Here is a 25514-nt window from a genome sequence, read left to right on the forward strand (position 1 = left end):
AATATTATCTAAGTAATTGCGAACCTCTAATAGTTTTGCAATTACCTGCATATGATTCGATATCAAAAGCCTTTCATAACTTACATTGTGTATATCGTTGTATAATTATTAATTTTGGCGTAATCCGGCCGAAAGCATCGTTTATATTTTGTTAAGACTCAAAGTGAAAATAGGAACGTGAGTGAGTATTTTTACTTGTTCTGAGGCTTGAAAAAAATATGATGCTTAAGGGAAAGGTAGCCAAAATTCATAATTATACAGCGATATACACTCAGTAAGCCCAATAAGGCTTTTTACACTGTAAATTTTTTTATATTGTTATCTTAACATACAATTATCAATTCAACATCAACAAAAAGAACGTAAAAGTTCACATTGAGTTGATATTGGATTGATGTTCAGTTTAAATTATAGGGATATACTAAGAAAAAAAGGAAGGAGTATTCGTATGATACAACTAAAGAATATATGTAAAACATATGTAACTGGAGATTTTAAACAAGTTGCATTAGATGGTGTTAGCCTTAATTTTAGAGAAAGTGAATTTGTAGCGATCCTAGGAAAAAGTGGTTCTGGTAAAACAACATTATTAAATGTACTAGGAGGCCTTGATCAATATGATAACGGTGACTTAATTATAAATGGACGCTCAACAAAAGAGTTTAAGGAATCGGATTGGGATTCTTATCGAAATAATAGTGTGGGTTTCATCTTCCAAAGTTATAACTTAATCTCTCATCTAAGTATTATTGATAATGTTGAGATGGGAATGACATTATCCGGGGTATCTTCTGCTGAAAAACATAAGAAAGCCTTAGATGTTCTTGAAAAGGTAGGCCTTGGTAAGCATCTGCATAAGAAGCCAAATCAATTATCGGGAGGCCAGATGCAGCGTGTTGCAATAGCTAGAGCACTTGCGAATGATCCAGATATTATTCTTGCGGATGAACCTACTGGCGCACTTGATACACAAACAAGCGTACAGATCATGGAGTTGATTAAAGAGATAGCAAAAGAAAAACTTGTTGTTATGGTTACCCATAATCCAGAACTTGCAACCGAATATGCAGATCGAATCGTACAATTTGCAGACGGAAAGGTAGTGGATGATTCATATCCTTTTCTTGAATCCAGTATAAATAATAAATACAATCCCAAAAAGACCAGCATGAATTACCTAACTGCACTTAAACTTTCTGCAAAAAATATTACAACTAAAAAATGGAGAACTGCAATTACTGCGGTTGCTTCTAGTATTGGTATCATTGGTGTTGCGATTGTCCTATCTTTATCCAACGGATTTGATAAACAAATTAATCAATTTGAAAAAGACTCCCTTTCGAATTATCCAATTACAATTGGTAAAACTGCAATCTCAATGCAAACAGCACCTAGGATGCAAGGAGATAAAGATAAAAAACTGAAAGAATTCCCTGATACGAATGTAATCTATCCATATGATACGAGTGAGGAAAGTAACGCTCATGTGAATAAGATTACAAAAGAGTATGTAAATTATGTTGAAAAACTAGACACTTCACTTCTTGATGGTATCTCCTATACAAGAAATGTTAATATGAATCTTCTGAAAATGGAAGATGGAAAAGCCACTTCGCTAAGTATGAGTGCTGCTGGATTTATGACATATCCTAGTAAAGACAATAGTTTCAAAGATAATTATATAAAAGAATATTATGACATGCTATCAGGTGAGTATCCACAATCGAAGACTGACCTAATACTTGTGACAGATCAATATAATCAGATTGATAAAAATATATTAAAAGCACTTGGTTTTGCGGATGATAAAGATAGTATTGACTATGACACTATCGTAGGAACAGAATTTAAGCTAATCTATAATGATGATTACTATAAGAAAGCTGGTAAGTATTTTGTAATTGATGGAACGCCTACGGATCTATCCAATCTATATAATAGTAAACAAGCAGTTACACTAAGAATTAGCGGTATTGCTCGTATCAAAAAAGACGTAAATATATCGGCATTATCAGCAGGGGTTGCATATTCGGATGAACTTGCAAAAGATTTTATTACGAATGCAAAAAACTCTGAAATCGTAAAAGCACAGCAGAAAGTAGATTATAATGTAATGAATGGAAGCATACTAGCAGAAGAGAGTGAGAGCGGAGTTGCCATGAGTTCACCTGGTTCTGCAAGTAGTAATGGCGCGCCTAATATGATGAGTGGAAACAGTGGTCAAGTAACACTCTCAAAGGAGGATGTTCTAGAGGCTCTTGGAGCAGCTAATATTCCAAGTTCCATTTCCATCTATCCAGTTGATTTTGAAGCAAAAGAACAGATTACGGATTATCTAGACAAATGGAATACAAAGCTAGAGGAGAAGAATCAGATTCAATACACGGATATGGCAGCAATGATTACGAATCTGTCTGGAAATATTATGGATGCAATTACCATTGTACTAGTAGCATTTGCAGGAATCTCACTAGTTGTTTCTATGATTATGATTGGTATCATCATCTATATATCAGTATTAGAACGAACAAGAGAAATCGGTGTGCTACGAGCACTTGGTGCTAGAAAGAAGGATATTACGCGTGTATTTAATGCAGAGATCTTTATTATTGGGGCTTCCTCGGGTATCTTTGCAATTGCAATTAGTTATCTATTAACAATACCAGTGAATGCGGTTCTGTATAATGTTACAGATCTTAAGAATGTAGCACAGTTGAATCCAATCCATGCAGTTATTCTAATTCTTATAAGCGTTGTTCTTACTTTAATAGGTGGATTTATCCCAGCTAAAATGGCAGCGAAGAAGGATCCTGTTGTGGCTCTTAGAAGTGAATAATATTAATGTTAGAAGTAGAATATAATTCATATCTAATCTTAATTTCTATACAAGTATTACCTGAATTTATAACTAGTTAAAGAATCGAATTATGTCGATAAAAGATAGGAGCGTGAAATAAAACCGATTTCGCGCATCTATCTTTTATTTAGTTGATAGCCAAAATAAGATCTATGTTAATGATAGATGATTCACACAATGACAAAAGGCTTTAAAATAGATTATAGTGAAAACTATTATGTGAAATATTTTTAAATTTTTAAAATTAGGTGCAATAATAAGTAATATTTTAACGTTGTAATAATAGGGGGATACGCTATATGATGATTTTTTGCAGCATAGAAGAGACGTCAGAAAAACGCTCGAATCACCATAAGAAGCTCAGAATAGAAGAAGATTTATTTATAAAAATTGCGGATAATGATATGGAAGCCTTCGAAGAACTATATCGAATAACAGAGAAAAGTTTATATGCGTTTATATTATCGATATTAAGAAATCACGAAGATACCTTAGATGTGTTACAAGATACGTATTTAAAGATTCGCAGTGCGGCGCATCTATATAAACCCATGGGAAAACCTATGGCTTGGGTGTTTACCATAGCGCGTAATCTTTCAATGAGTAAGCTTAGAACAAGATCTCGTATTGATAGCATTGAGGTAGAGGATATTGAGAATGATCTTTCCTTTTCCTATGTTACGAATAGGGAAGATAAAATGGTGCTGCAGGCTGCTTTGACCATATTGAACGAGAGGGAAAGAGAAATCATATTGCTTCATGCTATCTCTGGTTTTGCATTTCATGAAATAGCAAAAAATCTTGGGATACCGCTATCTACTACATTATCAAAATACCATCGAGGTTTGAAAAAATTAAAAAAATATCTATTAGACAAGGAGGTGAACAAGTGAATCAATGTAAAGTTGAGAAAAGTATACAAAGAGCGATTCATCAAGCGCCAACCCTAGATATGGAATATCTATCAAAGCTTCCTATAGTTAAAATGTCAGAACATGATTATATAACAAAACAGGAGAATAGCCATAAAACAAAGCATCTTAAACAGTTTTCTGCCGCATTTACCTGTTGCATGATTGTTCTTCTTTGCTTTTCAGGTTGGTTCGTACAAAATAGAACTCCAGATAGTGTAATCACCTTAGATGTCAATCCAAGTATTCAAATTGTTGTTAATAAAAAGGAACGTGTATTATCAGTAAAGGCGCTAAATAAAGATGCAAAGAAGGTTATTGATAAAGTAAGGTTAAAGACATCGAATCTGGACCATGTGGTAGATCAGCTTGTAACTACAATGGTAAGTGAACATTATATTCGTAGGGATAAGAATGTAGTTATGGTATCAATTGAAAATAGAAATACAAAAAAAGCAGATATAATTGCCCTTTCCCTAGATCAAGTGATTCAAAAGAATTTATCAAAGAAGAAGATTACTCCTCAAGTGATAAGGCAGGTATTTACTAAGGATAAGAATGCTTCTACTCTAGCAAGAAAACACAATGTGTCTGTAGGAAAGCTTAAACTTATTCAGGAAATATTACCTTACAATGAGACATTTACAATCGACACACTTGCGTCTAAGTCAGTGACGGAATTACTTGCTCTCTCAAAAGAAAATAGTGTCGTCTTCCATAAGTCAATTCAGGTTGATGAGGATGATCTCAATGCTGTGGAAGATACCCCTTTAACAGATAAGAAAGAAAAAACAGATTCAACAAAAGAAAAAACAAAAGAAGAGAAGAATCTACAATCAGACAAAGATAAGAATAAGAAAAATGATAACACTCAATCAGATAAAAAGGGTAATGCAGAGAGAAACACTACCAAGAACTCTAATGAGAATAAGAAAGATAATGGTGCAACAAAACCAGAAAAGAGCAAGAAACAAAATAATACTACTGAACCAATAAAGAGCAAGAATAAGGGAGAAACTAGTACAACCAAACCAGAAAAGTCTAAGAGTAGGGAAGAAACAAGTACTGCCAACGCAGAGAAGGCTAAGAGCAAGGGAGAAACAGGTACTGCCAACTCAGAGAAGGCTAAGAGCAAGGAAGAAACAAGTACAACCAACTCAGAGGGGGTTAAGAGTAAGGGAGATACTAGTGCCACTAAAGAAGAGGATAGTAATGATGGAGTTAATGAGGAAGTCAATTCAGGGAAAGTCGATAGCGATACTAACGCTAACCAATCGAAAGATGATTTAAATAAAAATAGTTCTGTAGAGACAGGACAGGATAAGGGAAAAAGTAAGCCATAAAAAACAGATAGAAAAAAATTAAAAAATTTTTAAAATATGATGCAATAAAATGAATATTACCTGCGTTATTATAATATAAGGGAATGAATCCTTATATTAAACCAATAAAGTGTAAACATAAGAGGAGGATTTTAATATGAGAAAAAATTTAAAGGCTTTTAAGTACAGTGCAGCAGCAGTTTTAGCAGCGGTAACAGTAATGGGAACAACACCAACAATCACATATGCTAGTGAAACTACTGGAGATACAGTAGCTGTTGAAACAACACAAACAACGGAAAATACAGATACTACAGAAGCAACACAAAATACAGAAACAACACAAGTAAATGAAGACTCTCAAGAAGAAGTTACACAAAATACAGAAACAACAGAAGTTAACGAAGATTCTCAAGACGAAGTAGAAGCTGCAGAAACAGAAGCAGATGAACAAGAAAACCAAGCAGAAGAAGCATCTAAATTATTAGAAAAAGTAAAAAAATCTGAAGCAGCAAAAAGAGCACAAGCGAAAAAAGCAGTAAAAAAAGCAGAAATTGCAGCAAAAAAGGCAGCTAAAAAAGCTTCAATAAAAGCAAAAAAAGAAGCTCAGAAGGCATTAGTGGTAGCGAAAAAAGAAGCAGCTAAAGCAAAAAAAGAAGCAGCTAAAGCAGCAGTAGAACTTAAAAAAGCAGAAAAAGCAGCCAAAAAAGAAGCGAAAGAAGCAAAAGAAGCAGCAAAAAAGGCAGCAGAAGCAGCTAAAAAAGCAGCTGAACAAGCGGCAGAAGCAGCTGACGCAGCAACAGAAACAGCAGATGTACAAGCAGCACAATAAGCATTTTTTGTTTTGATAAAGAACATATAATGAATAGGCGATTCTTAGAATAAGGTAGAATGCCTATGAATGTAACAGGGGAGTCGTCTGACTCCCTTTTTTTTACGTAGTGCGCCTAGCGGCGCACGTTTCTAATGGGTGAAAGTCCCTAATCCGCCCTAGTAGTGGGAAGGATACAGCCAAAACCAAGGGTGTCCATCGTGAGGTGGAATCCGAAGGAAGGTGGAGGCAAATCTCTGGTCTGACGAATAGAAATCACATCAGGCTACAGTTAAGGATAAGGTTGCTACTCAAACCGAAGTCCTATAACTACTCGGAATTAACTGTGGTAAATGTGGCAGATGGATGGAGAGAAAGAAACGTGTGGTACCTAGGGAGGTCTCGTCAGCAGATGGAAACAGAGTATGAAATCTGTAGTAACAACGAATGGCGAGAAGTCAGCAGAGGTCATAGTACTACTGTGGTTGCAAACATAGTAGGAAGGACTGAACTTTAGGAGATGTGAGTAAATGAATGTAACCAAAGATGGATTTAAGAACAGACAACTTCATAGAGAGGACTATCTGCAAACGGTATCTGCGGAACAGAAAGAGTATGCAGAAGTGTTTGCCCATCAAAGGATTGCTGAAAACAACGACATCATCACAGATTTTCAGACGGACAATCTAATGGAACAGATTTTACACAAAGATAACCTTAACAAGGCTTTCAAGAAAGTGAAATCAAACAAAGGAGCAGGCGGTATTGATGGAATGAGCGTGGATGAACTTCTAGGCTTTCTGAGAGATAACCAAAGGCAACTTATCCAACAGATAAAAGATGGAAAATACAAACCAACCCCAGTCCGTAGGGTGGAAATACCCAAAGAAACAAAAGGCGAGTTTAGAAAACTGGGAGTACCAACAGTAGTTGACAGAGTATTTCAACAAGCGATTACACAGGTACTTTCTCCAATCTTCGAGAAACAGTTTTCTGGAAACAGTTTTGGTTTTCGACCAAACAGGGGTGCACACGATGCACTGAAACAATGCCAAACGAATGTCAACGATGGCTATGTATATGTGGTAGATATGGATTTGGAAAAGTTCTTTGACACAGTGTGTCAAAGCAAACTCATAGAAGTTCTATCACGAACTGTCAAGGATGGGAGAGTAATATCGCTTATCCACAAATATCTTAATGCTGGTGTTATTAGCAAAGGGATGTTCGAAAAGACAGAAGTTGGTATGCCACAAGGCGGACCATTGAGTCCTCTTCTAAGTAACATAATGCTGAACGAGTTGGATAAGGAACTGGAAAACAGAGGACATAGGTTTGTTCGCTATGCAGATGATTGTATGATTTTCTGCAAAAGTAAGAAAAGTGCAGAAAGAACCTTGAACAACATAGTGTCATACATTGAGGGAAAACTATTCCTAAAAGTAAATCACTCAAAGACGTGTGTGGCACATATAAGCAAAGTCAAATACCTTGGATATAGCTTCTATAGATACAAGGGAAAATGCAGATTTCGAATACACCCAAAATCAGTAGTTAAGATGAAGAATAAAATCAGAGAGCTTACTGACAGACATAATGGATGGGGAAATGAATATCGAGCACTGAAATTGACACAGTTTATTAGAGGGTGGATAAACTACTTTGGATTAGCAGATATGAATAAAATGCTAGTGGAGATAGATAAATGGTTACGCCATAGAATAAGAGCAATCTATTGGAAACAATGGAAGAAGACAAAAACGAAATATCGAAAACTAAAGGAACTAGGTATGAACGAAGCCTTTATAAAATGGCACGCAAATATGCGCCAAGGAATATGGAACTGTAGCAACAATAGAATGGTACAGTTTGCCTTGAATAATGAAAAACTCAGAGAATGGGGTTATCCCACATTCTCTGAGTTTTACTTGAAAATATGTGAAAACTAAAGAACCGCCGTATACCGAACGGTACGTACGGTGGTGTGGGAGGTCGGTAGATAAATTAATTATCTACCTCCTACCCGATTCTTATTATTTTATAACAAGTAGATTAGGAATAAGTATTAATTGAAAACATTAATTTTTAAGTTTGATCAAAAGATTGAGTTTACTTAAATGACAGTTGCAAAATACAACTGTTGCGTATTAAAATAGTGCTAATATAGAAAAGAGGTGATGATATGATAGTTCAAGGGAGTGAAACGTTAAGAGAATTACTACGTATACTGATTAGAAATTTAGGGATTCTTGAAAAGAGCGATTCTTCGTGTAGCGGTGTAACAATTGCTCAATGCCATGCTATTGTAGAAATAGGAAGAGCAGGACAAATGTCATTAATCGAACTTGCTGACATGTTAGGATTAGATAAGAGTACTTTAAGTAGAACAATAAATAATCTGGTTGAGACAGATCTAGCACTTAGGGAGATTGATCCCGAGAACAGACGTTATGTTATTATAAAATTAACAAAGGAAGGGTATAAGGTATACCAAGATATAGAAGAAAGCATGTTTCGTTACTACTCCAGTATTTTCAGTTCAATACCAGAAGATAAGAGAGAGCAGGTGTTAGAAAGTCTACAAATATTAACGAAGTCAGTAAAGGATAGTAACTGTGGTTAAGTGCTTTTTGTTAGGAGTACAAAGTTATACAACAAATCATATAGAAAAGAGGAAATTATATGAATTATATTATTGATGAGATGCATTCAACGGATTGGCCAGAAGTATCAGCAATCTATTTAGCTGGAATCAAGACTGAAATAGCAACCTTTCAAAATGAAATACCAAGTTGGGAAGAGTGGAATCAAGGCCATAGTAAATGTTGTCGTCTAGTAGCGCGTTCAGATGACCAAGTGCTAGGATGGGTTGCTTTATCACCTGTGTCAGGAAGGTGCGTCTATGCAGGAGTAGCAGAAGTTAGTATTTATATTAATGAAAGCAGTAGAGGAAATGGGATTGGAACAGCTCTTCTAAATGAATTAATAAATCAATCAGAAAAAGCTGGTTATTGGACTTTACAATCAGGAATAATTAAAGAAAATATCTCTAGTAGAGAATTACACAGTAAATGTGGTTTTAGAGAGATTGGTTATCGTGAACGAGTTGGAAAAATGCCTAACGATACATGGCATGATGTTATTCTAATGGAACGTAGGAGCAAAGTAGTAGGATAATTCGTAAAATAATGAAAATATCATGATATAATCAATAGCTATGTTTTCTGTTTCTTATAAAGAGGTGTTGCTTCTTCTTATTTTGTTTCTAGAAGAAAGGTGTGAAAAATTTATTTGATCGGATGGTTTCTTACACTATGGAGGATACAAAGGGGAAATTCCCTAAGCCACTTTGCTCTAAAAATCAAGGATATGTGTTAATTACAGCTTGCAATACACCATTTCCTTTTTCATTTCTATGCAAGCAAAGTCAAGGTACAATTAATGCAATGAATGAATTTTTTAAGACATCAGGTATGAAGAAAAAAGGAGTTATTACAATTACTAATACTTTTGGAAAAAAATGTGTTTCAAAAGCTGTATTGAATAAAATAAAGAAGATATCAAATAGCCTATAGAAATTTGATATAGCAAAAGACCCCTTTCTATCTGCTTTCTTAGGGGCCTATTTTGTTTATTTACTTCTATATCTTCTATAATAATAGTAGCTATCACTTTCCATATTTGGTTGCTTATGTCCCATAGGAGTTCGTTTTTCAAATAGCTCAAAACCACATTTCTCTGCAAGACGGCAGGAAGGTACATTGGCACAATCAATTGTTAATATAAGATATTTGATATCTGATACATCAAAACACCAATTAACTAAAGCGTTTACTGCTTCTAATGTGTATCCATTTCTCTGATAGTGTTCAGACATAAAGTAAGCAACTTCCACTTCATTTAATGTACCCTCCAATCCCATACCTACCATACCAATCATCTCGTCTGTATCTGGTAATTCGATTACATATCTTTTATTATCGTAAAGATCGATTGAATTTCTTTGAGTTTGGTGCCAATCTATATATGCATAATAAGATTGTGGCGAATCACCGTTTTCTGCCCAATCAGGCATAAAACGAAGGATATTCTTTTCTCTAACAATTCGATAAAGATTTTCTGCGTCTTTTCTTTCAAAATCCCGTATGATTAAATGATCTGTTTCTATTCTCATTTTTTTTCTCCTTTACATATATAAGAATCCATATTTTAAATAATAACGGTTTTTATAGCAACAGTGCAACCTCATAAATGTTTCTTAACCAAAAATGTATCATTTCTAAAAACCTCTTGACATTTTTATTACATCTGTTATATTAGTTATAGAACAACTAATTTCAAGTATAAGGATATTAATTTATCCAAATACTGATAACAAAAGTAACGGATAGAAGTGAAAACATTACACTACAGTCTAATAGGGAGGAGTTACTATGAATATTAATAAATTTACACAAAAGTCTATGCAGGCAGTGAATGACTGTGAAAAGATTGCATATGAATATGGCAATCAACAGATTGATCAAGAACATTTCCTTTTATGTTTACTTCGTATTGAAGATAGCTTAATTAAGAAATTGATTGAGAAGATGGAGATTAACACAGAATTCTTTGAGCGAGATGTAATTCAATTAATTGAGAAGAAACCAAAAGTATCTGGTGGACAGTTGCACATCAGTAATGATCTAAATAAAGTACTAATCTATGCTGAGAATGAAGCAAAGCAGATGGGTGACGAATACGTATCCGTAGAGCATCTTTTCTTAAGCATGATAAAGCAACCTAATCGTGAGATTAAGGAGTTATTCCGTAATTATAGCATCACAAGAGACAGCTTTCTAAAAGTCCTATCAACAGTAAGAGGGAATCAAAAAGTAACCAGCGATAATCCAGAAGCTACTTATGATACCCTAGAGAAATATGGATATGATCTTGTAGAAAGAGCAAAGGATGGAAAGCTTGATCCAGTCATTGGTAGAGATTCTGAGATTCGTAATGTGATTCGAATTCTATCAAGAAAGACTAAGAATAACCCTGTTCTCATTGGTGAACCAGGTGTAGGTAAGACAGCAGCAGTAGAAGGTCTAGCACAGAGAATTGTTCGAGGTGATGTTCCAGATGCACTGAAAGATAAGAGAATCTTTGCACTAGATATGGGTGCTTTAGTTGCAGGAGCTAAGTATCGTGGAGAGTTCGAAGAACGTCTAAAGGCAGTTCTAGAAGAAGTTAAGAATAGTGAAGGACAGATTATTCTATTTATTGATGAGATTCATACCATTGTTGGTGCAGGTAAGACAGAGGGGTCTATGGATGCAGGAAATATGTTAAAGCCTATGCTAGCTCGTGGTGAATTACATTGTATCGGTGCTACTACTTTGAATGAATACCGTATGTATATCGAGAAGGATGCAGCACTTGAGAGACGTTTTCAACCTGTTATGGTGGATGAACCAACAGTGGAAGATACAATATCTATTCTAAGAGGGTTAAAAGAACGCTTTGAAGTATTCCACGGAGTTAAGATAACAGATGGAGCATTAGTATCAGCAGCTACACTATCAAGCCGTTATATCTCTGACCGTTTCTTGCCAGATAAGGCAATTGATTTGGTAGATGAGGCCTGTGCACTCATTAAGACAGAGTTAGATTCTATGCCAACAGAATTAGACGAAGTACAAAGAAGAATTATGCAAATGGAGATTGAAGAAGCTGCTCTTAAGAAGGAAGATGACCGTCTAAGTAAGGAAAGATTAGAAGCACTGCAAAGAGAACTTGCAGAGTTAAGAGAAGAATTTGCTAGTGATAAAGCAAAGTGGGATAGCGAGAAAGCTTCCGTTGAGAAGCTTAGAAAGCTACGAGAAGATATTGAGAACCTACACAATGAGATTCAGATTGCACAAAGAAACTATGATCTGAACAAGGCAGCAGAATTACAATATGGTAAACTTCCAGCACTTGAGAAAGAATTAGCGATTGAAGAAGAACGAGTTCGTAAGGAAGAGCGAGTATTAGTGCATGAGAATGTAAGTGAAGACGAGATTGCAAGAATTATCTCTAGATGGACAGGTATCCCAGTAAGTAAGCTTACAGAAAGTGAAAGAAATAAGACATTAAATCTCGATAAAGAACTTCATAAGAGAGTAATAGGACAAGAAGATGGAGTAAATAAAGTAACCGATGCCATTATCCGATCCAAAGCAGGAATCAAAGATCCAACAAAACCAATCGGTTCCTTCCTATTCTTAGGGCCTACAGGTGTAGGTAAGACAGAGCTTGCGAAAGCATTGGCTGAGAGTTTATTTGACAATGAACACAATATGGTTCGTATTGATATGAGTGAGTACATGGAGAAATACTCCGTGTCACGTCTTATTGGAGCACCTCCAGGATATGTTGGATACGAAGAAGGTGGACAGTTAACCGAAGCAGTAAGAAGAAAACCATATTCCGTTGTCTTATTTGATGAGATTGAGAAAGCGCATCCAGATGTATTTAATGTACTTCTTCAAGTGCTTGATGATGGTAGAGTTACGGATTCACAAGGAAGAACCGTAGACTTTAAGAATACCATACTAATTATGACTTCCAATATTGGTTCAAGTTACTTGCTAGAAGGTATTGAAGAAGATGGAGAGATTAGCAAAGAGACGGAACAATTGGTAATGAATGATCTACATGGACATTTTAGACCGGAATTTCTAAATCGTCTGGATGAGATTATATTATTTAGGCCATTATCAAAATCAAATGTATCAAATATTATTCACTTATTAATCGAAGATCTTAACCATAGACTAGAAGATCGAGAGATTAGGATTGAACTTACCGACGCAGCCAAAGAATATGTAGTAAACCATGCATATGAACCTGCTTTTGGTGCTAGACCATTAAAACGTTATCTTCAAAAGAATGTTGAGACATTAACAGCAAGATTAATTCTTAGTGATCAAGTAGGCCCAGAAGATACCGTTGTAATTGATGTAGTAAATGATCAATTACAGGCAAGAGTAAAACAGCAATTAGTTGGTACAAGATAAAGGAGATTATGTTCAATTTGGCTATGATCTTGTCCTTTTATGAGCATTTAATCAAAATTAATAAGATTTATTGTAAAAAAATTTATTACTTGTTATAATAACCTCAAATAGATATTAAGGAGAGGTAAGGTTGAACGGTATTGATAAACTATTACAAGTAATTACAAATAAGCATGTATTTATTCAAACCCATAATTACCCTGACCAAGATGCATTAGCTAGTGCTTACGGACTAAAAGCGATATTAGCACACTATAATATTGATTCTACTATCTGTTATGAAGGATTGATTGATAAATATAATACACAAAAAATGGTGGAGTTACTGAAAATCGATATTTGTCCCTTGAATGAGATTGGAGTAACAAGCGAAGATGAGATTATTATTGTAGACGGTCAGAAGGGTAATACCAATATGCTAGAAGTTCAGGCAATGAGGGTATCTTGTATCGATCATCATAGTTTACAAGATACCTCTTGCTATTCTTACTATGATATCCGAAGTGAAGTTGGGGCGTGTTCCTCTATTATTGCTAGTTATATTGTTGAAAATAATATTGAGATATCAAAAGAAGTTGCGACAGCTTTACTCTATGGAATTAAAATTGATACGATGGAGTTAACTAGAAAAGTATCGGATCTAGACTTAGATATGTTTTACTACTTATTTAAGAAGGCAGATAGGAAAGTCCTAAAGAAAATTGAATCCAATAATATCAAAAGAAGTGACCTAGAATCTTATAAGAAGGCAATTCAAAACCTAGAAGTTTATGATGGAATTGGAATTGCTAATATAGGAAATAATTGCTCGGAAGCAATGATGGGAACTGTATCTGATTTACTAATAACTTTATCAGAAGTTAATTTTACTTTGGTGTATTCTTACCGTGCTGGAGGCATTAAATTATCGGTTCGTAGCATCTTAGATAGTGTAGATGCTAGCGAAGTGATTAAGGTAGCATTATTACGAATCGGAGATGGTGGTGGTCATCCGAGTATGGCTGCAGGATTTATTCCTAATATTGCCAAGGAGGAGACAGCAATGAAGGTAATAGAATTAGTAGAGCAAAGAGTTATAAAGCTAGTTGGTGAATATAAGAAGAACAAGGCAAACGAAATTATATAAGAAAATAAAGCATTAGAATGGTTATAGATTGTATAAAGTCTGAAATGTAACCAAAAATTAAAGAAAAAGATAAGTTAGCCTTGACAATTGACTAAGCTGCGTGATATACTTCACGAGGTAGATTTATCTAGATTTTATATCTGGAGTTTAAGAATTATGAATTTTGCAGAAAATTGAAAAAATAATTTAAGCTCTTTTTCCGGATAGGTCTAAGAGCTTTTTTGATGTAATTATATTACTAGCAAACAATAACGAAGCAATTAAAGAAAGGGAACAAGTAAATATATGCAGACAGTTAGATTTGATGAATTAGGAATTGACCCACAGATTCTTAAAGCAATTGAGGAGATGGGATTTGAAGAAGCAAGTCCTATTCAAGCGAAAGCAATACCAGCCGCTATGACAGGTAAAGATATCGTTGGTATGGCACAGACAGGAACAGGTAAAACAGCAGCATTTGGTATTCCATTATTACACGGAATTGATCCAAAAGATAAGAAATTACAAGCAGTTGTTTTATGTCCTACAAGAGAACTTGCTATTCAAGTAGCAGAAGAGATTCGTAAGCTTGCAAAGTTCATGCACGGTGTAAAAGTCCTTCCTATCTATGGAGGACAAGAAATAAGCAAACAGATTCGTTCACTTAAGGCTGGTACACAAGTAGTAATCGGTACACCAGGTCGTGTTATGGATCATATGAGAAGAAAGACAGTTAAATTTGATACTGTTAAGACAATTATTCTTGATGAAGCAGATGAAATGTTAAATATGGGATTCCGTGAAGATATCGAGACAATCTTACAAGAGGTTCCAGAAGAAAGACAAACAGTTCTATTCTCTGCAACTATGGCAAAGTCTATTATGGATATCACTAAGAACTTCCAAAAGGATGCTGAGATTATCAAGGTTATTCGTAAAGAAATTACAGTTCCTCAAATAGAACAATATTACTATGAAGTAAAACCTAAGAATAAAGAAGAAGTACTATCAAGATTACTAGATATCTATAATCCAAAATTATCTTTAGTGTTCTGTAACACAAAGAGACAAGTTGATGAGTTAGTAACTGCACTTCAAGGTAGAGGATACTTTGCAGAAGGACTTCATGGAGACTTAAAGCAACAACAAAGAGATCGTGTTATGAATGGATTCCGTAATGGAAAGACTGAAATACTTATCGCGACGGATGTTGCAGCTAGAGGTATCGACGTTGATGATGTAGAAGCTGTATTTAATTATGATGTTCCTCAAGATGATGAATATTATGTTCATAGAATCGGAAGAACAGGTAGAGCTGGAAGAACTGGTAGAGCCTTTACTTTCGTAGTAGGTAAAGAAATCTATAAGTTAAAAGACATTCAAAGATACTGTAAGACTAAGATTACTCTTCAACCAATTCCATCAATTGATGATGTAGCTAATACAAAATCAGAAAAGATTCTTGAAAAAATCGATAAAATTATTAAAAATGAAGATCTATCCAATATGATTCATTTAATCGAAGAAAGAATTAATGATGAAGACGTTACATCACTTGAGATTGCAGCAGCATTCTTAAAGATGACAATGGGTGAAGACAACGAACAGATCGAAGAAGGTAAATCAGCTAACTATGAAGATTACGGTGATACTGGAGCCGAAGCTGGAATGGTTCGTCTATTTATCAATATCGGTAAGAAACAAAATGCAAGACCAGGAGATATCTTAGGTGCAATCGCTGGTGAAACTGGAATGCCAGGTAAATTAATTGGAAGTATCGATATGTATGATAAATATACATTCGTTGAAGTTCCAAGAGAACATGCGAAAGACGTTATCCAAGTGATGCAAGATGCTAAGATCAAAGGTAAGAGCATTAATATAGAACCAGCGAATAAGAAATAATTAGAGCGTAGATTGATATATAATTAAAGGAAAAGTACTAAAAATGAATCAGTTGATTTGTTTGAGGTACTTTTTCTTTTTTTGAGTTTTACTTTTTTAAATATGGATATTATTGTATAATGAGAATATTAATTTATCATGTCCAATTACAAATTATCAACTGAATCAGCAAAATAGTTGTAGTAGACAATTGTTTTATTATGATTAGTATTACACTAACGTGCAAAAGGAGATTAAAACAGGAGTATGGAAGAAAAACATGTAGATACAAAAAGAATACTTGATTATTTAACAGACTTAGAAGCACATAATGAACGTGAATGGTACCATGCAAATAAAGAGGAGCATAAAAGAGCAAATCAAGAATTTGAAGATTTAATTCAATCTCTAATCTTTCGAATAGGAAAGACTGATAGTAGTATACTTCACAATGTTCCCAAAGAACTTACATTTAAGCTTGTACGGGATACGAGGTATAGCAATGATAAATCTCCATATAACCCATCATTTCGGGCACATATCTCATCAAAAGGAAAGCAGCCGATACCGGTTGGATATTTCATTGTTATTAAGCCGAATGGACGGTCTTTTCTCGGCGGAGGGCTATTTGCAGATATGTTCAAGGAAGCGACGACGATGGTCAGAGATTATATTGTCCAACATGGAGAGGAGTGGGAACGGATTATAGGCGATCCATCATTTTTGAAGTATTTTACCGTGAAAGGGGAAGTTTTGAAAAATGTACCAAGAGGATATGATAAGGAGCACCCAGAAGCAGAATATCTAAAGTATAAGAGCTGGTATTTGGAGTATCCAATTACGGACAAGCAGATTACAGATGAGAATTTTGTAACATTTGCAACGCAGATCTATGAAGCAATGCAACCGTTTCATGCATTTTTAAATAAAGCATTGGAGAAATTTGAGATGCCTATGCGACCTTAAAGAAAAGAGGTTATATTGGATTTCTCCAATATGATCTCTTTTATACTATTCTTTTACTTCTTACTTTTCGAAGTATCTATCAAGTAAGCCTTTGAAAGTCTTGCCGTGTCTAGCTTCGTCATAGGACTTGGAAGTAATTATTCTTCCATCCCAGTTCGGGTTGCTGATAAAACAGCTTGAATACTCTAATAAAGTCTGTCTTACCAATTGTTCTTCTTTATTTAAAATGGTTTTCACTTATATAAGCTAATAAGATCCTTCACTAATATTTCTTCATTTGTAAATTGAATTTTATTATTGCTTAAAAATCCATTCAATGATTGGATTGTTTTTTCCATAATAGAAATTCTCCATTTTTTGCTTAAATCTTTTTTGAAACTAATATAAATTTCATTTTTTAATGGTTCATATACGATTGAACACAGAGTATCATCCTGCCTAGTTTTACTTAAAACTTCAAAGCCTTCATTTATTCCAAAGCTATGAATATTATTTTGAATATATTCATGAGCACAAATATATCGATCAGCACCTAAGCCATATACTTCATTATAATTTGCTTCCTTAAAATCCCCATTTGGAAAATTAGTCATAACCATAAAATCATTATGAATAGGACTTACTACATTTGCATCAATTCCTTCTTCTAGAATAAATGCATCACCACTTTTATCAGCGATCATAGTATGTAGCCCTAAATCTGGGTATAATGGACTTCTAGGATACGAGATTACTCTTTTACTAATTTCAAAAAATTCAGATGTTTTTCTTGTTTTCTTTAGCACCTCATCAAAAGTATCAAAAGCAAACCAATCATTTGGGTCACAACTTGCTTTAAAACCTGGACTATATTGTACTGCTTGAGTACAGATAAACAGACCGTCACTATTAACACCAGCGATATCAACGTATTTATTTTCCATTAAAGCTGAAAAATTAAAAATACTATTATCATTATAACTACTAATTTTCAGTTTTAAATCAATCTCATCAGTATCGAAATTCATACCATAAATAGCTTTTTCTTGATGGTATACTGCAAAACATGTACACATTTTGGAATCTCCTTTTAATATATAATTTTGTCATATAATATGATTAGAGTATTTAGAGAAACATTTAGCTATTTTATCATTGGATTCACCACTTTCTTAAGCTTCTATCCATATGGTATCACAGGGCATCTCGATGGTTCAACCTACAACATTTTTCACAATCAAAAATGCGCCACTAATCATTTCAGAAAGAACTTCTGTAGATACACCCTCTTTATATTTCTTATAAATGTCTGCATTTCTAATTGAAGTACCCTTTTACTTCTGATTGTTTTCCCTAAAAATTTTTTGTTACATTCTTTTCTGGGAATATAAATATATTACATCAATATAGTTTTGAATTAAATCTAATAATTTCTATGGCAATACATCACTATCTATTAGCAATGTTAAAGCACCTTGAAGCCTTACCATGTCAAGTAATCTTAAGTTTACTAATATAGAATGATAAAGTCAGACATATTTTCCATATGGTTGAATTTTATTTTAAGAAATTCGAAAATCAGTCCATTGTATATACATTATTCAAACATTATAATATAGCTATCAGCTGAAATAAAATTATTTGAGGTAACGAAATGACTAATAAAATTGGTGAAAATATTTATAAACTTAGAAAACAACGTAATTTCACACAGCAACAGCTATCAGAAATTCTTGGAGTATCAATTGCCGCAATCTCTAAATGGGAAACAGGTTCTGCTTATCCAGATATAGAGCTTCTACCCAAAATTGCTTCTATATTTGATGTGTCCATTGATTATTTTTTTAATTATCACTTGGATTCTATTTACAATCGCACTATCGTTATTGACAAGGCAAAGCAACTAAGCGAGAAAAAGGAATTTTCTACAGCAATTTCTATGCTTAAAGAGGCGTTATTAAGATATCCCAATGATATCCCATTAAAATTCAAGCTTGCTGAAACAATGATTTTTTCTGGAGTAATACCTCCGTCAGATTCAGAAAAGTTTAGGGTCTTAATTGAAGCTAATAAAGAATTGAAAGAAGTAATAAGGAACTCAAAAAGTCGAGAATTAATTGATGAAAGCTATTATTTATTAGGTATGTCATATATAAATCTAAAAGAATTTGAAAAAGCGGAAGAAGCTATTAATCAACTAAGTCAAAACAATCACATGAAAACTGAATTAGCTTTAATGAGGCTTTATTTAGAGAAAGGTGATATAAACAGTGCAATAAAACAGTTTCAAATTAACGTATTTTTTTCAATAGTTCAAATACATACTAATTCTTTATGGATTGAAGAACTTTTTGTTGATGATTTAGAAACAGCAATTATGTTTTATGAAATGGCAATAGAAGCATTTAAAGCATTTTCGAATAACAATTCATGCCGCTTCGATGTTCATATTTCTCAATTTTATGAAAAAGTTGCTTTAGCATATACGAAAATTGGGGATTTTGATAAGGCCATTAGTTCATTAAAACTAGCTGTGAAATATGCACAGTCATATGATAATCTACAAACAGAAAATGATTTACCGCAATTTAATAGGCTGAATGAAAATGATACAGGCTGGGATAAGGTTTATAATCAGAAATTGCAACTATGGAATGAAATTGAATCTAAAATTAATACCGACTATAAAATATTATACGATCGAACAGATTTTATAGTATTAATTTCAGATTTAAAGAAAAATATATCTTAGATAGTAAAATCCGATGGTTTATTCCATCGGATTTTACTATTATATTCAAAAAGATAGATTGACGCGTTTACTTTTTTATAGGATACATTGCTGTAGGCACATAAAAATAGGCAATAAATAACGTTGTAATTCCATTAGTGTAAGGGCTATAGCATCTTTGTTATATATACCTCAAATGTCTTACAGGTCGTGCTTTTTGCTATCCAGACCTCGGTTTCCCAAGCTAAGGACTCCAAAAACTGCTCACTTATTCTAACAGGCACGGTTAAACTATAAATAAGCAAATAAAAGTATCTATAAAGCATTTGCACGCATAGTATTTAGAACATATACTGTACATATTGTCAGTGTTCACCTCTATATAGGGTTGAAATTCTTATAATTGCTTGATTTTATTTAGAATATCTTTCAAGTAATCCTTTGAATGCCTTACCATGTCTAGCTTCATCTATGGTTTCTGAACCGTTAGGTTGAGATTTCAAAGGATTGGGAAGTCAGAGGTTATATTTTCCTTGAGTTTTTCTGTTTCTAAAGCATTGATATAGCAGAATAATTGGCTCTTAAATTTAGTTAGTGAGTAAATCAATTCGTTCATCCCAATTATATCCTAAATAGCTATTTAGTAATAATATTACCTCATTTATTTCTAAAACAGTAATCCTAGGAATTAAGTCCTTTAATTGGCTGAATACCTTTACAGTTGTAAAAATTACACCTCTGCTTACTTCTTGATTTCTCATAATTACACCAAAAAGGGCATTTACGATTTCAGGATTTAGAGCAGTGGTTTTATATCGTTTACATTCGATATAAAGTGTTTCAATACCATGACCACTGTCTCTGTTTGCTATAACATCCTTGCCACCATCTCTAGTAGCAGGAGTCAATTCAGAGTTATAACCCATAGCACAGTATAATTCATATATAAGTATCTCGAATTTTCGTGGGTGTAAGTTGAGCAATGCCATTTCTTTATTTGTAAAATTTTTGATAAATTTTTCTTCAATAATATCAATGCATTGGCCAATACCTATTAATCTGAAATCAGACATTGTCCCACATTCTGACGTCAAATATAAGCTTAATGCTTTAATAGCATCCATGGGACTATTACGAACTAATTGTACAATCCATGTTAAACCTTCCCATGCTTCATAATCATTTATAATTCTGTGATAGTATTCAGATTTATTGTATGGAATTTCTTGCTCTGCAAACCATTTTGTTACTTCTGGATTTTTATACTGTTCGGCCATATTTCTATCCATAGGTCGCCAATAAGAATGTAATAAACAGCGTAGTATATTTAATATTACTTCATCAGAATAACTGTCAATATTATCTAGTAAAAATTGATGCATTTCTTGGTCTGGTATACATTCTGTTAAGAATTCATATGAAAATAATTGGTCTAACCATAAATCAAATTCTTTCTTTTCCATTTAGTATCTCCTTCTATTAGTTTAATTTTAATAAAACCCATATAGTATTAATTATAACAGTATTTAACATTATAGAAAATGCTTTTCATATAAAATGACAGGATAGAAAACATTTTCTATCCTGTCGTAGTAGTTTACTCAAGCTATTTCTTATTTTTTAAAGCAGATAGCATATTTTCTCTCATTCCAGTTGTTACGTGTTGATAATAACGCATCGTAGTCTCAATCTTACTACTGTTTCACTGTATAGATTTGTATTTCACCTTCTTCCACACCCTTAGCAGGAACGGTAACTTTATCAATTATGTTGACTTTCATATACTCTCTATTTTCAGCAAAATTCCATACTACTTTCATAAACTTATGAATACTTACTATGTATGCATGAGCGTGAGTTGCAGATAAAGAGTAAAGGTAATCCATTAGCTCTGTAGCTTTTATAGCACCAATCTGTCTGCTTGCCCACTTAGGTTGTAGATGATTTCTAAAGAGACTATCATATCTCTTAATTGTGGATTTCTCCCTATCAAACTTGGCTTGTTTGTGGATAAATTCATCGTAAACTTCTTGTAATGATATAGCTTTATCCTTTACAAGTACACTACTTGGATTAGCATTTACTTCTACAAGTTTATCAGCTCTAGCAGGTTTCCAGTCATTCTCAAAAGGAAATTTCCCTCGAGGCTCCATAATACCTCTTAAAAAATAGAATTTTTCCCTTGAGATTTTGAGTTGCATAAAAATAAGAGACGTTGATATTTCAACGTCTCTCTATTTGTTATCAAGAACTATATCTGTATTGGCAGTAGTCAAACCCTTGATTTTCCTAATGTCAACCAATGTTTATGTTGTTATTCTTACTTTCCGAAATATCTATCAAGTAATCCCTTGAATGCTTTACCATGTCTAGCTTCATCTCGTACAACCTAGTATATATGAGAGTTACAGGCACTAAAATTTTATATCCACAGTATTTTACACAGCCACATTTTGTGTATAGTAGCTGCTATAAGTCTACTCTTTACTTATAGCAGTTTCTATATCTCTCTTAAATTTAAAAGCTAATTCTAGGTCAGCTCGTGCTTCAGCAACCTTTAAGCTTATTTCGTTAGTATTAAATTTTTCAATGTCTTTCGCCATTTGGTTGCTGGAGCATTACGATGCTGATGGCGTTAGAAGCGTACTTACACTAATGGGTTACTAATACATAACAACACTGTTGAAATTACAAAGGCAACCTTAATTGGTTGCCTTTAGTTCGTTAAATCTGAAAACTGTAAATCAGCTTAATTTCGTAGTATGCTTTCACTTATCCTAAGTACTTTCTTTCAAATTCATCCAAATCTTTATAACATTTAATCTCAGTGCTTAGTCTGTCATAGTTCTTTTTATATTCTTCCATTGCATTGTCAAATGCTTCTGCCGACAGAGTTAAGTTATCCGCTGTGATGTTTTTCATAAGGTCTATTCTGCCAATATTATATTCGCTATACATCTGGTCATAGAATTGTTGACAACTTGCTGCTGTCATCAATGATAAATAGGCATCATCTGTATCAGCAGCATGATACATTTTATTCTTCCAATTGGAGTAAATTTCTTCATATGTACCCTTAATAGCAGCTTCTGATATTTCCTTTTTTGAAATAACTTTATCTTTCATTTGCTTTGCAAATTCTTTTACTGCTTTCATTAACATCGTTGACATTTCTTTAGTCACTTCAATGCTCTCTGCTTTGATTAATTCCCAATATAATTTATCAAAACCTATTGGCGTATATTTCATAGTAGAAATTTCTTCTGGAATTCTCTTAATGCCTCTTTTTACATATGACTTATTATACATATAAATAGCAAACTCAATATAATATAACATCCCTGCTGCTGCATATCTACATTCTCCATACTTACTACTTAGAATTATATTCGCATATTCTTTACTTGCTTCATTAACAAATTTTTCAGCTTTCTCATTATCTTTTATTGAATATACCTGATTTAATTTACTTGTGACTTTTGACCTTAACTCCATATATTTCTCCATGTATTTATCATCATGACAATAGACAATATCTAACTCAAGTAATTTTGTAATATACGGATTATTATATTCTGACATTTCCTCAAGTCTACTCCAAGGAGTGCAATATATATCAAAAGCCACATCCTCCAAGATAAAACACGATGCTACTTTCCAAGCACTATCATCATTAATAACGATACATAAATCCAAATCAGATTTTTCATATATATCACCAGAATGAAACGAACCTGCAATTCCTATTAAGGCAATTGCTCCTGGACAGACATTTTCTGCCTTTTTGATAATCGCTTTAATTATTCTATCATTTCTTTCTTCCAATTTTTTTTTTATACATACCTTCATAGCTTATCCCCCCAGTAGTTTATAAGTAATATTAAGTTCACTTTACGAAACTATTGTACACTGACTTAATTATATATTATATGGATGATATTAACAATTAAATAGTATCATATTTTCAATACTATTCTTTAATAGATTCAAATTTAAGTATAAGACCTCGGACTTAAATTAACAGGCATTGTTCAGCTTTGCTGGACACATATCACTAAAAGACCCTCAGATAAAGCCTTCTGTGGTTCTTGTGTTATAGTGAAAGAAGTAATTAAATTCAGCTTATAGATAATAAAATAGGATGCTTATATGATAGGCCAATAGAAATTGTATATATTAATGAAGAAACTCAAATAAGACCTAAAAAACAAATAGCTATAACCCTTATTATAACTAGGCTATAGCTATTTTACTGTGTACACGGTGTTATAGTATAAAAATAAGCGGTTTGTACACAGTGTTGCACACAACCGCTTATATTAATATTCACAGCTTTAATGACTCGGGTGAATTTGTTGAAATCTCTGTACTACTTATAAAACCTTATGCGAAGTATCTATCAAGTAATCCCTTAAATGCCTTTCCGTGTCTAGCTTCGTCTTTAGCCATTTCATGTACTGTATCATGAATTGCATCTAAGTTAGCAGCTTTTGCACGAGTTGCAAGATCTTTCTTACCTGCGCAAGCGCCATTTTCAGCAGCTACTCTTAACTCTAAGTTCTTCTTAGTGCTATTAGTTACAACTTCACCTAATAATTCAGCGAATTTTGAAGCATGTTCTGCTTCTTCAAAAGCAGCTTTTTCGTAGTATAAACCGATTTCTGGATAGCCTTCTCTGAATGCTACTCTTGACATTGCAAGATACATACCAACTTCAGAGCATTCTCCAGTGAAGTTATCTCTAAGATCTTTTAGAATATCTTCGCTAACACCTTGTGCTACACCAACAACGTGCTCATCAGCCCATGCTAAATCGCCAGATTGCTCATTAAATTTTTCAGCTGGTGCATTACAAATTGGACATTTGTCAGGTGCAGAATCTCCTTCGTGAACATAACCACAGATAGTACATACAAATTTTTTCATAGTTTTAATCTCCTTTATATTTGAAATTTTTTTGCTATTATCTTGCTAGGTTCTCATTTCTTCATATTCAATAAGAAGTGCTAGCATTTAATAACTTAATAATAGTAATCATTACTGATATATTTATAATACACTAATGAAATAACATTGTCAATAACAAAATTATAAATTTAAAAAATTATTTTTAAGAACTTAAAATTTGAGTTTGTATATTATTAATTGGGTAACTTCACATTTAAAAATATATAAAATTATATTAGCTTAAGGGCTAGATAAATTCTATAATTCATACTTCCTAGGCTACTATTAAATTTTCACTAGGAAGTATGAGTATGTAAATAAAAAACAGACTATAACAGTACACTATCCATAAAATCAATGGATAAAGCACCATTATAATCTGTTTCTCTTTGTCTATTTGTTCTTTTCTAAGCAGCTACCACAAGTGCCATAGAAATATGTGATATGTCCTTCTACTTCACCAGTAAAATTCTCATTTGCAATCTTCGTTATATGCTCAATGGAATCCATCTCCAGATCATACACGTGATTACATTGCTTACATATAAAATGATTATGAGGATTTGGATTACCATCAAATCGATCAGAACCATCTCCACATGATATTTTTAGAACTTCACCAGTATTAGAAAGAAGACTTAGGTTACGATACACTGTTCCAAGGCTAATATTAGGGTAAACTTCTCTTAAATGCATATAAACAGTATCCGCTGTAGGATGTTCCGTAGTACCAGCGAGATATTCTTTGATAGATTCACGTTGTCTACTAAATTTTAAATTTGCCATACTAATCTCCAATCATAGTAATGATTCCTAATTTTATACTCTTTCTATGAAAATGTCAAGGGAAATACAACAATATTTTATACCTATTACAAAATGATTAGAGAGTCAAAAGTCTTATCTTAGTGTATTGAGTTTATATCACTGTATATTTATGAATTTTGGCTACCTTTCCTTCAAG

20 protein-coding genes are annotated in these 25514 nt (G+C 33.4%); 13 read left to right on the top strand and 7 right to left on the bottom strand.

Annotated features, from left to right (window positions below):
- Positions 1–448: 448 nt before the first annotated feature.
- The 8 genes from bsdtb5_RS01160 (at position 449) to bsdtb5_RS01195 (ending at position 9476) form a co-directional block, all read left to right on the top strand.
- On the top strand, positions 449–2836 hold the full coding sequence (locus bsdtb5_RS01160; RefSeq protein WP_271714226.1) for an ABC transporter ATP-binding protein/permease: 2388 nt from the start codon (positions 449–451) through the stop codon (positions 2834–2836).
- Between the two features lie 320 nt (positions 2837–3156).
- Complete coding sequence (locus bsdtb5_RS01165; protein WP_271714227.1) at positions 3157–3750, top strand: RNA polymerase sigma factor; 594 nt, start codon at positions 3157–3159, stop codon at positions 3748–3750.
- Positions 3747–5111 (top strand): anti-sigma-I factor RsgI family protein, encoded by a 1365-nt coding sequence (locus bsdtb5_RS01170; RefSeq protein WP_271714228.1) that lies wholly within the window; start codon positions 3747–3749, stop codon positions 5109–5111. The genes bsdtb5_RS01165 and bsdtb5_RS01170 overlap by 4 nt, the downstream gene beginning before the upstream one ends.
- A gap of 136 nt (positions 5112–5247) precedes the next feature.
- Complete coding sequence (locus bsdtb5_RS01175; protein ID WP_271714229.1) at positions 5248–5922, top strand: hypothetical protein; 675 nt, start codon at positions 5248–5250, stop codon at positions 5920–5922.
- A 509-nt stretch (positions 5923–6431) separates the two neighbouring features.
- Positions 6432–7850, top strand: coding sequence for a group II intron reverse transcriptase/maturase (gene ltrA / locus bsdtb5_RS01180; protein ID WP_271712004.1), 1419 nt, complete (start codon positions 6432–6434; stop codon positions 7848–7850).
- Between the two features lie 233 nt (positions 7851–8083).
- Positions 8084–8524 carry a MarR family winged helix-turn-helix transcriptional regulator gene (locus bsdtb5_RS01185; protein ID WP_271714230.1) on the top strand — a complete coding sequence of 147 codons (441 nt, stop codon included), beginning with the start codon at positions 8084–8086 and terminating at the stop codon, positions 8522–8524.
- A 59-nt stretch (positions 8525–8583) separates the two neighbouring features.
- Entirely contained in the window at positions 8584–9078 is a 495-nt protein-coding gene (locus tag bsdtb5_RS01190; RefSeq protein ID WP_271714231.1) for a GNAT family N-acetyltransferase, read from the top strand.
- Positions 9079–9179: 101 nt separating this feature from the next.
- A complete protein-coding gene (locus bsdtb5_RS01195; protein WP_271714232.1) occupies positions 9180–9476 on the top strand; it encodes a hypothetical protein in 297 nt (98 codons plus the stop codon).
- 56 nt (positions 9477–9532) lie between these two features.
- Here bsdtb5_RS01195 and bsdtb5_RS01200 read toward each other — a convergent pair whose 3' ends face one another.
- Positions 9533–10075 carry a GNAT family N-acetyltransferase gene (locus bsdtb5_RS01200; protein WP_271714233.1) on the bottom strand — a complete coding sequence of 181 codons (543 nt, stop codon included), beginning with the start codon at positions 10073–10075 and terminating at the stop codon, positions 9533–9535.
- Positions 10076–10334: 259 nt separating this feature from the next.
- Between bsdtb5_RS01200 and clpB the strand changes: the two genes are divergently transcribed.
- From clpB to bsdtb5_RS01220, 4 genes are all read left to right on the top strand, one after another.
- On the top strand, positions 10335–12938 hold the full coding sequence (clpB, locus tag bsdtb5_RS01205) for an ATP-dependent chaperone ClpB (RefSeq protein WP_271714234.1): 2604 nt from the start codon (positions 10335–10337) through the stop codon (positions 12936–12938).
- A 130-nt stretch (positions 12939–13068) separates the two neighbouring features.
- Complete coding sequence (locus bsdtb5_RS01210) at positions 13069–14064, top strand: DHH family phosphoesterase (protein WP_271714235.1); 996 nt, start codon at positions 13069–13071, stop codon at positions 14062–14064.
- A 285-nt stretch (positions 14065–14349) separates the two neighbouring features.
- The gene (locus tag bsdtb5_RS01215; RefSeq protein ID WP_271714236.1) at positions 14350–15948 is read left to right on the top strand and encodes a DEAD/DEAH box helicase; all 1599 of its coding nucleotides are present in this window, start codon (positions 14350–14352) and stop codon (positions 15946–15948) included.
- Positions 15949–16194: 246 nt separating this feature from the next.
- Complete coding sequence (locus tag bsdtb5_RS01220) at positions 16195–16893, top strand: DUF2461 domain-containing protein (RefSeq protein ID WP_271714237.1); 699 nt, start codon at positions 16195–16197, stop codon at positions 16891–16893.
- A 233-nt stretch (positions 16894–17126) separates the two neighbouring features.
- Here the strand turns inward: bsdtb5_RS01220 and bsdtb5_RS01225 are convergent, their stop codons facing one another.
- Positions 17127–17948 carry an Ntn hydrolase family protein gene (locus bsdtb5_RS01225; protein ID WP_271714238.1) on the bottom strand — a complete coding sequence of 274 codons (822 nt, stop codon included), beginning with the start codon at positions 17946–17948 and terminating at the stop codon, positions 17127–17129.
- Positions 17949–18526: 578 nt separating this feature from the next.
- On the opposite strand from bsdtb5_RS01225, the gene bsdtb5_RS01230 reads away from it, so the two are divergent.
- Positions 18527–19624: a helix-turn-helix domain-containing protein gene (locus bsdtb5_RS01230; RefSeq protein WP_271714239.1), complete on the top strand. Its 1098-nt coding sequence runs from the start codon at positions 18527–18529 to the stop codon at positions 19622–19624.
- Positions 19625–20190: 566 nt separating this feature from the next.
- Here the strand turns inward: bsdtb5_RS01230 and bsdtb5_RS01235 are convergent.
- The 5 genes from bsdtb5_RS01235 to bsdtb5_RS01255 all read right to left on the bottom strand — a co-directional run bounded on the left by bsdtb5_RS01235 (position 20191) and on the right by bsdtb5_RS01255 (position 25336).
- Positions 20191–21066: a restriction endonuclease gene (locus tag bsdtb5_RS01235; RefSeq protein WP_271714240.1), complete on the bottom strand. Its 876-nt coding sequence runs from the start codon at positions 21064–21066 to the stop codon at positions 20191–20193.
- A 231-nt stretch (positions 21067–21297) separates the two neighbouring features.
- Positions 21298–21756 carry a hypothetical protein gene (locus tag bsdtb5_RS01240; RefSeq protein ID WP_271714241.1) on the bottom strand — a complete coding sequence of 153 codons (459 nt, stop codon included), beginning with the start codon at positions 21754–21756 and terminating at the stop codon, positions 21298–21300.
- A gap of 619 nt (positions 21757–22375) precedes the next feature.
- Positions 22376–23452 (bottom strand): hypothetical protein, encoded by a 1077-nt coding sequence (locus tag bsdtb5_RS01245; RefSeq protein WP_271714242.1) that lies wholly within the window; start codon positions 23450–23452, stop codon positions 22376–22378.
- Positions 23453–23986: 534 nt separating this feature from the next.
- A complete protein-coding gene (locus tag bsdtb5_RS01250) occupies positions 23987–24529 on the bottom strand; it encodes an NADH peroxidase (RefSeq protein ID WP_271714243.1) in 543 nt (180 codons plus the stop codon).
- A 414-nt stretch (positions 24530–24943) separates the two neighbouring features.
- Positions 24944–25336, bottom strand: a complete 393-nt coding sequence (locus bsdtb5_RS01255) for a Fur family transcriptional regulator (RefSeq protein WP_271714244.1) — start codon at positions 25334–25336, stop codon at positions 24944–24946.
- Positions 25337–25514 lie beyond the last annotated feature (178 nt).

It is taken from the genome of Anaeromicropila herbilytica, from assembly GCF_016591975.1.
GTDB classification, from domain to species: Bacteria; Bacillota; Clostridia; order Lachnospirales; family Lachnospiraceae; genus Anaeromicropila; species Anaeromicropila herbilytica.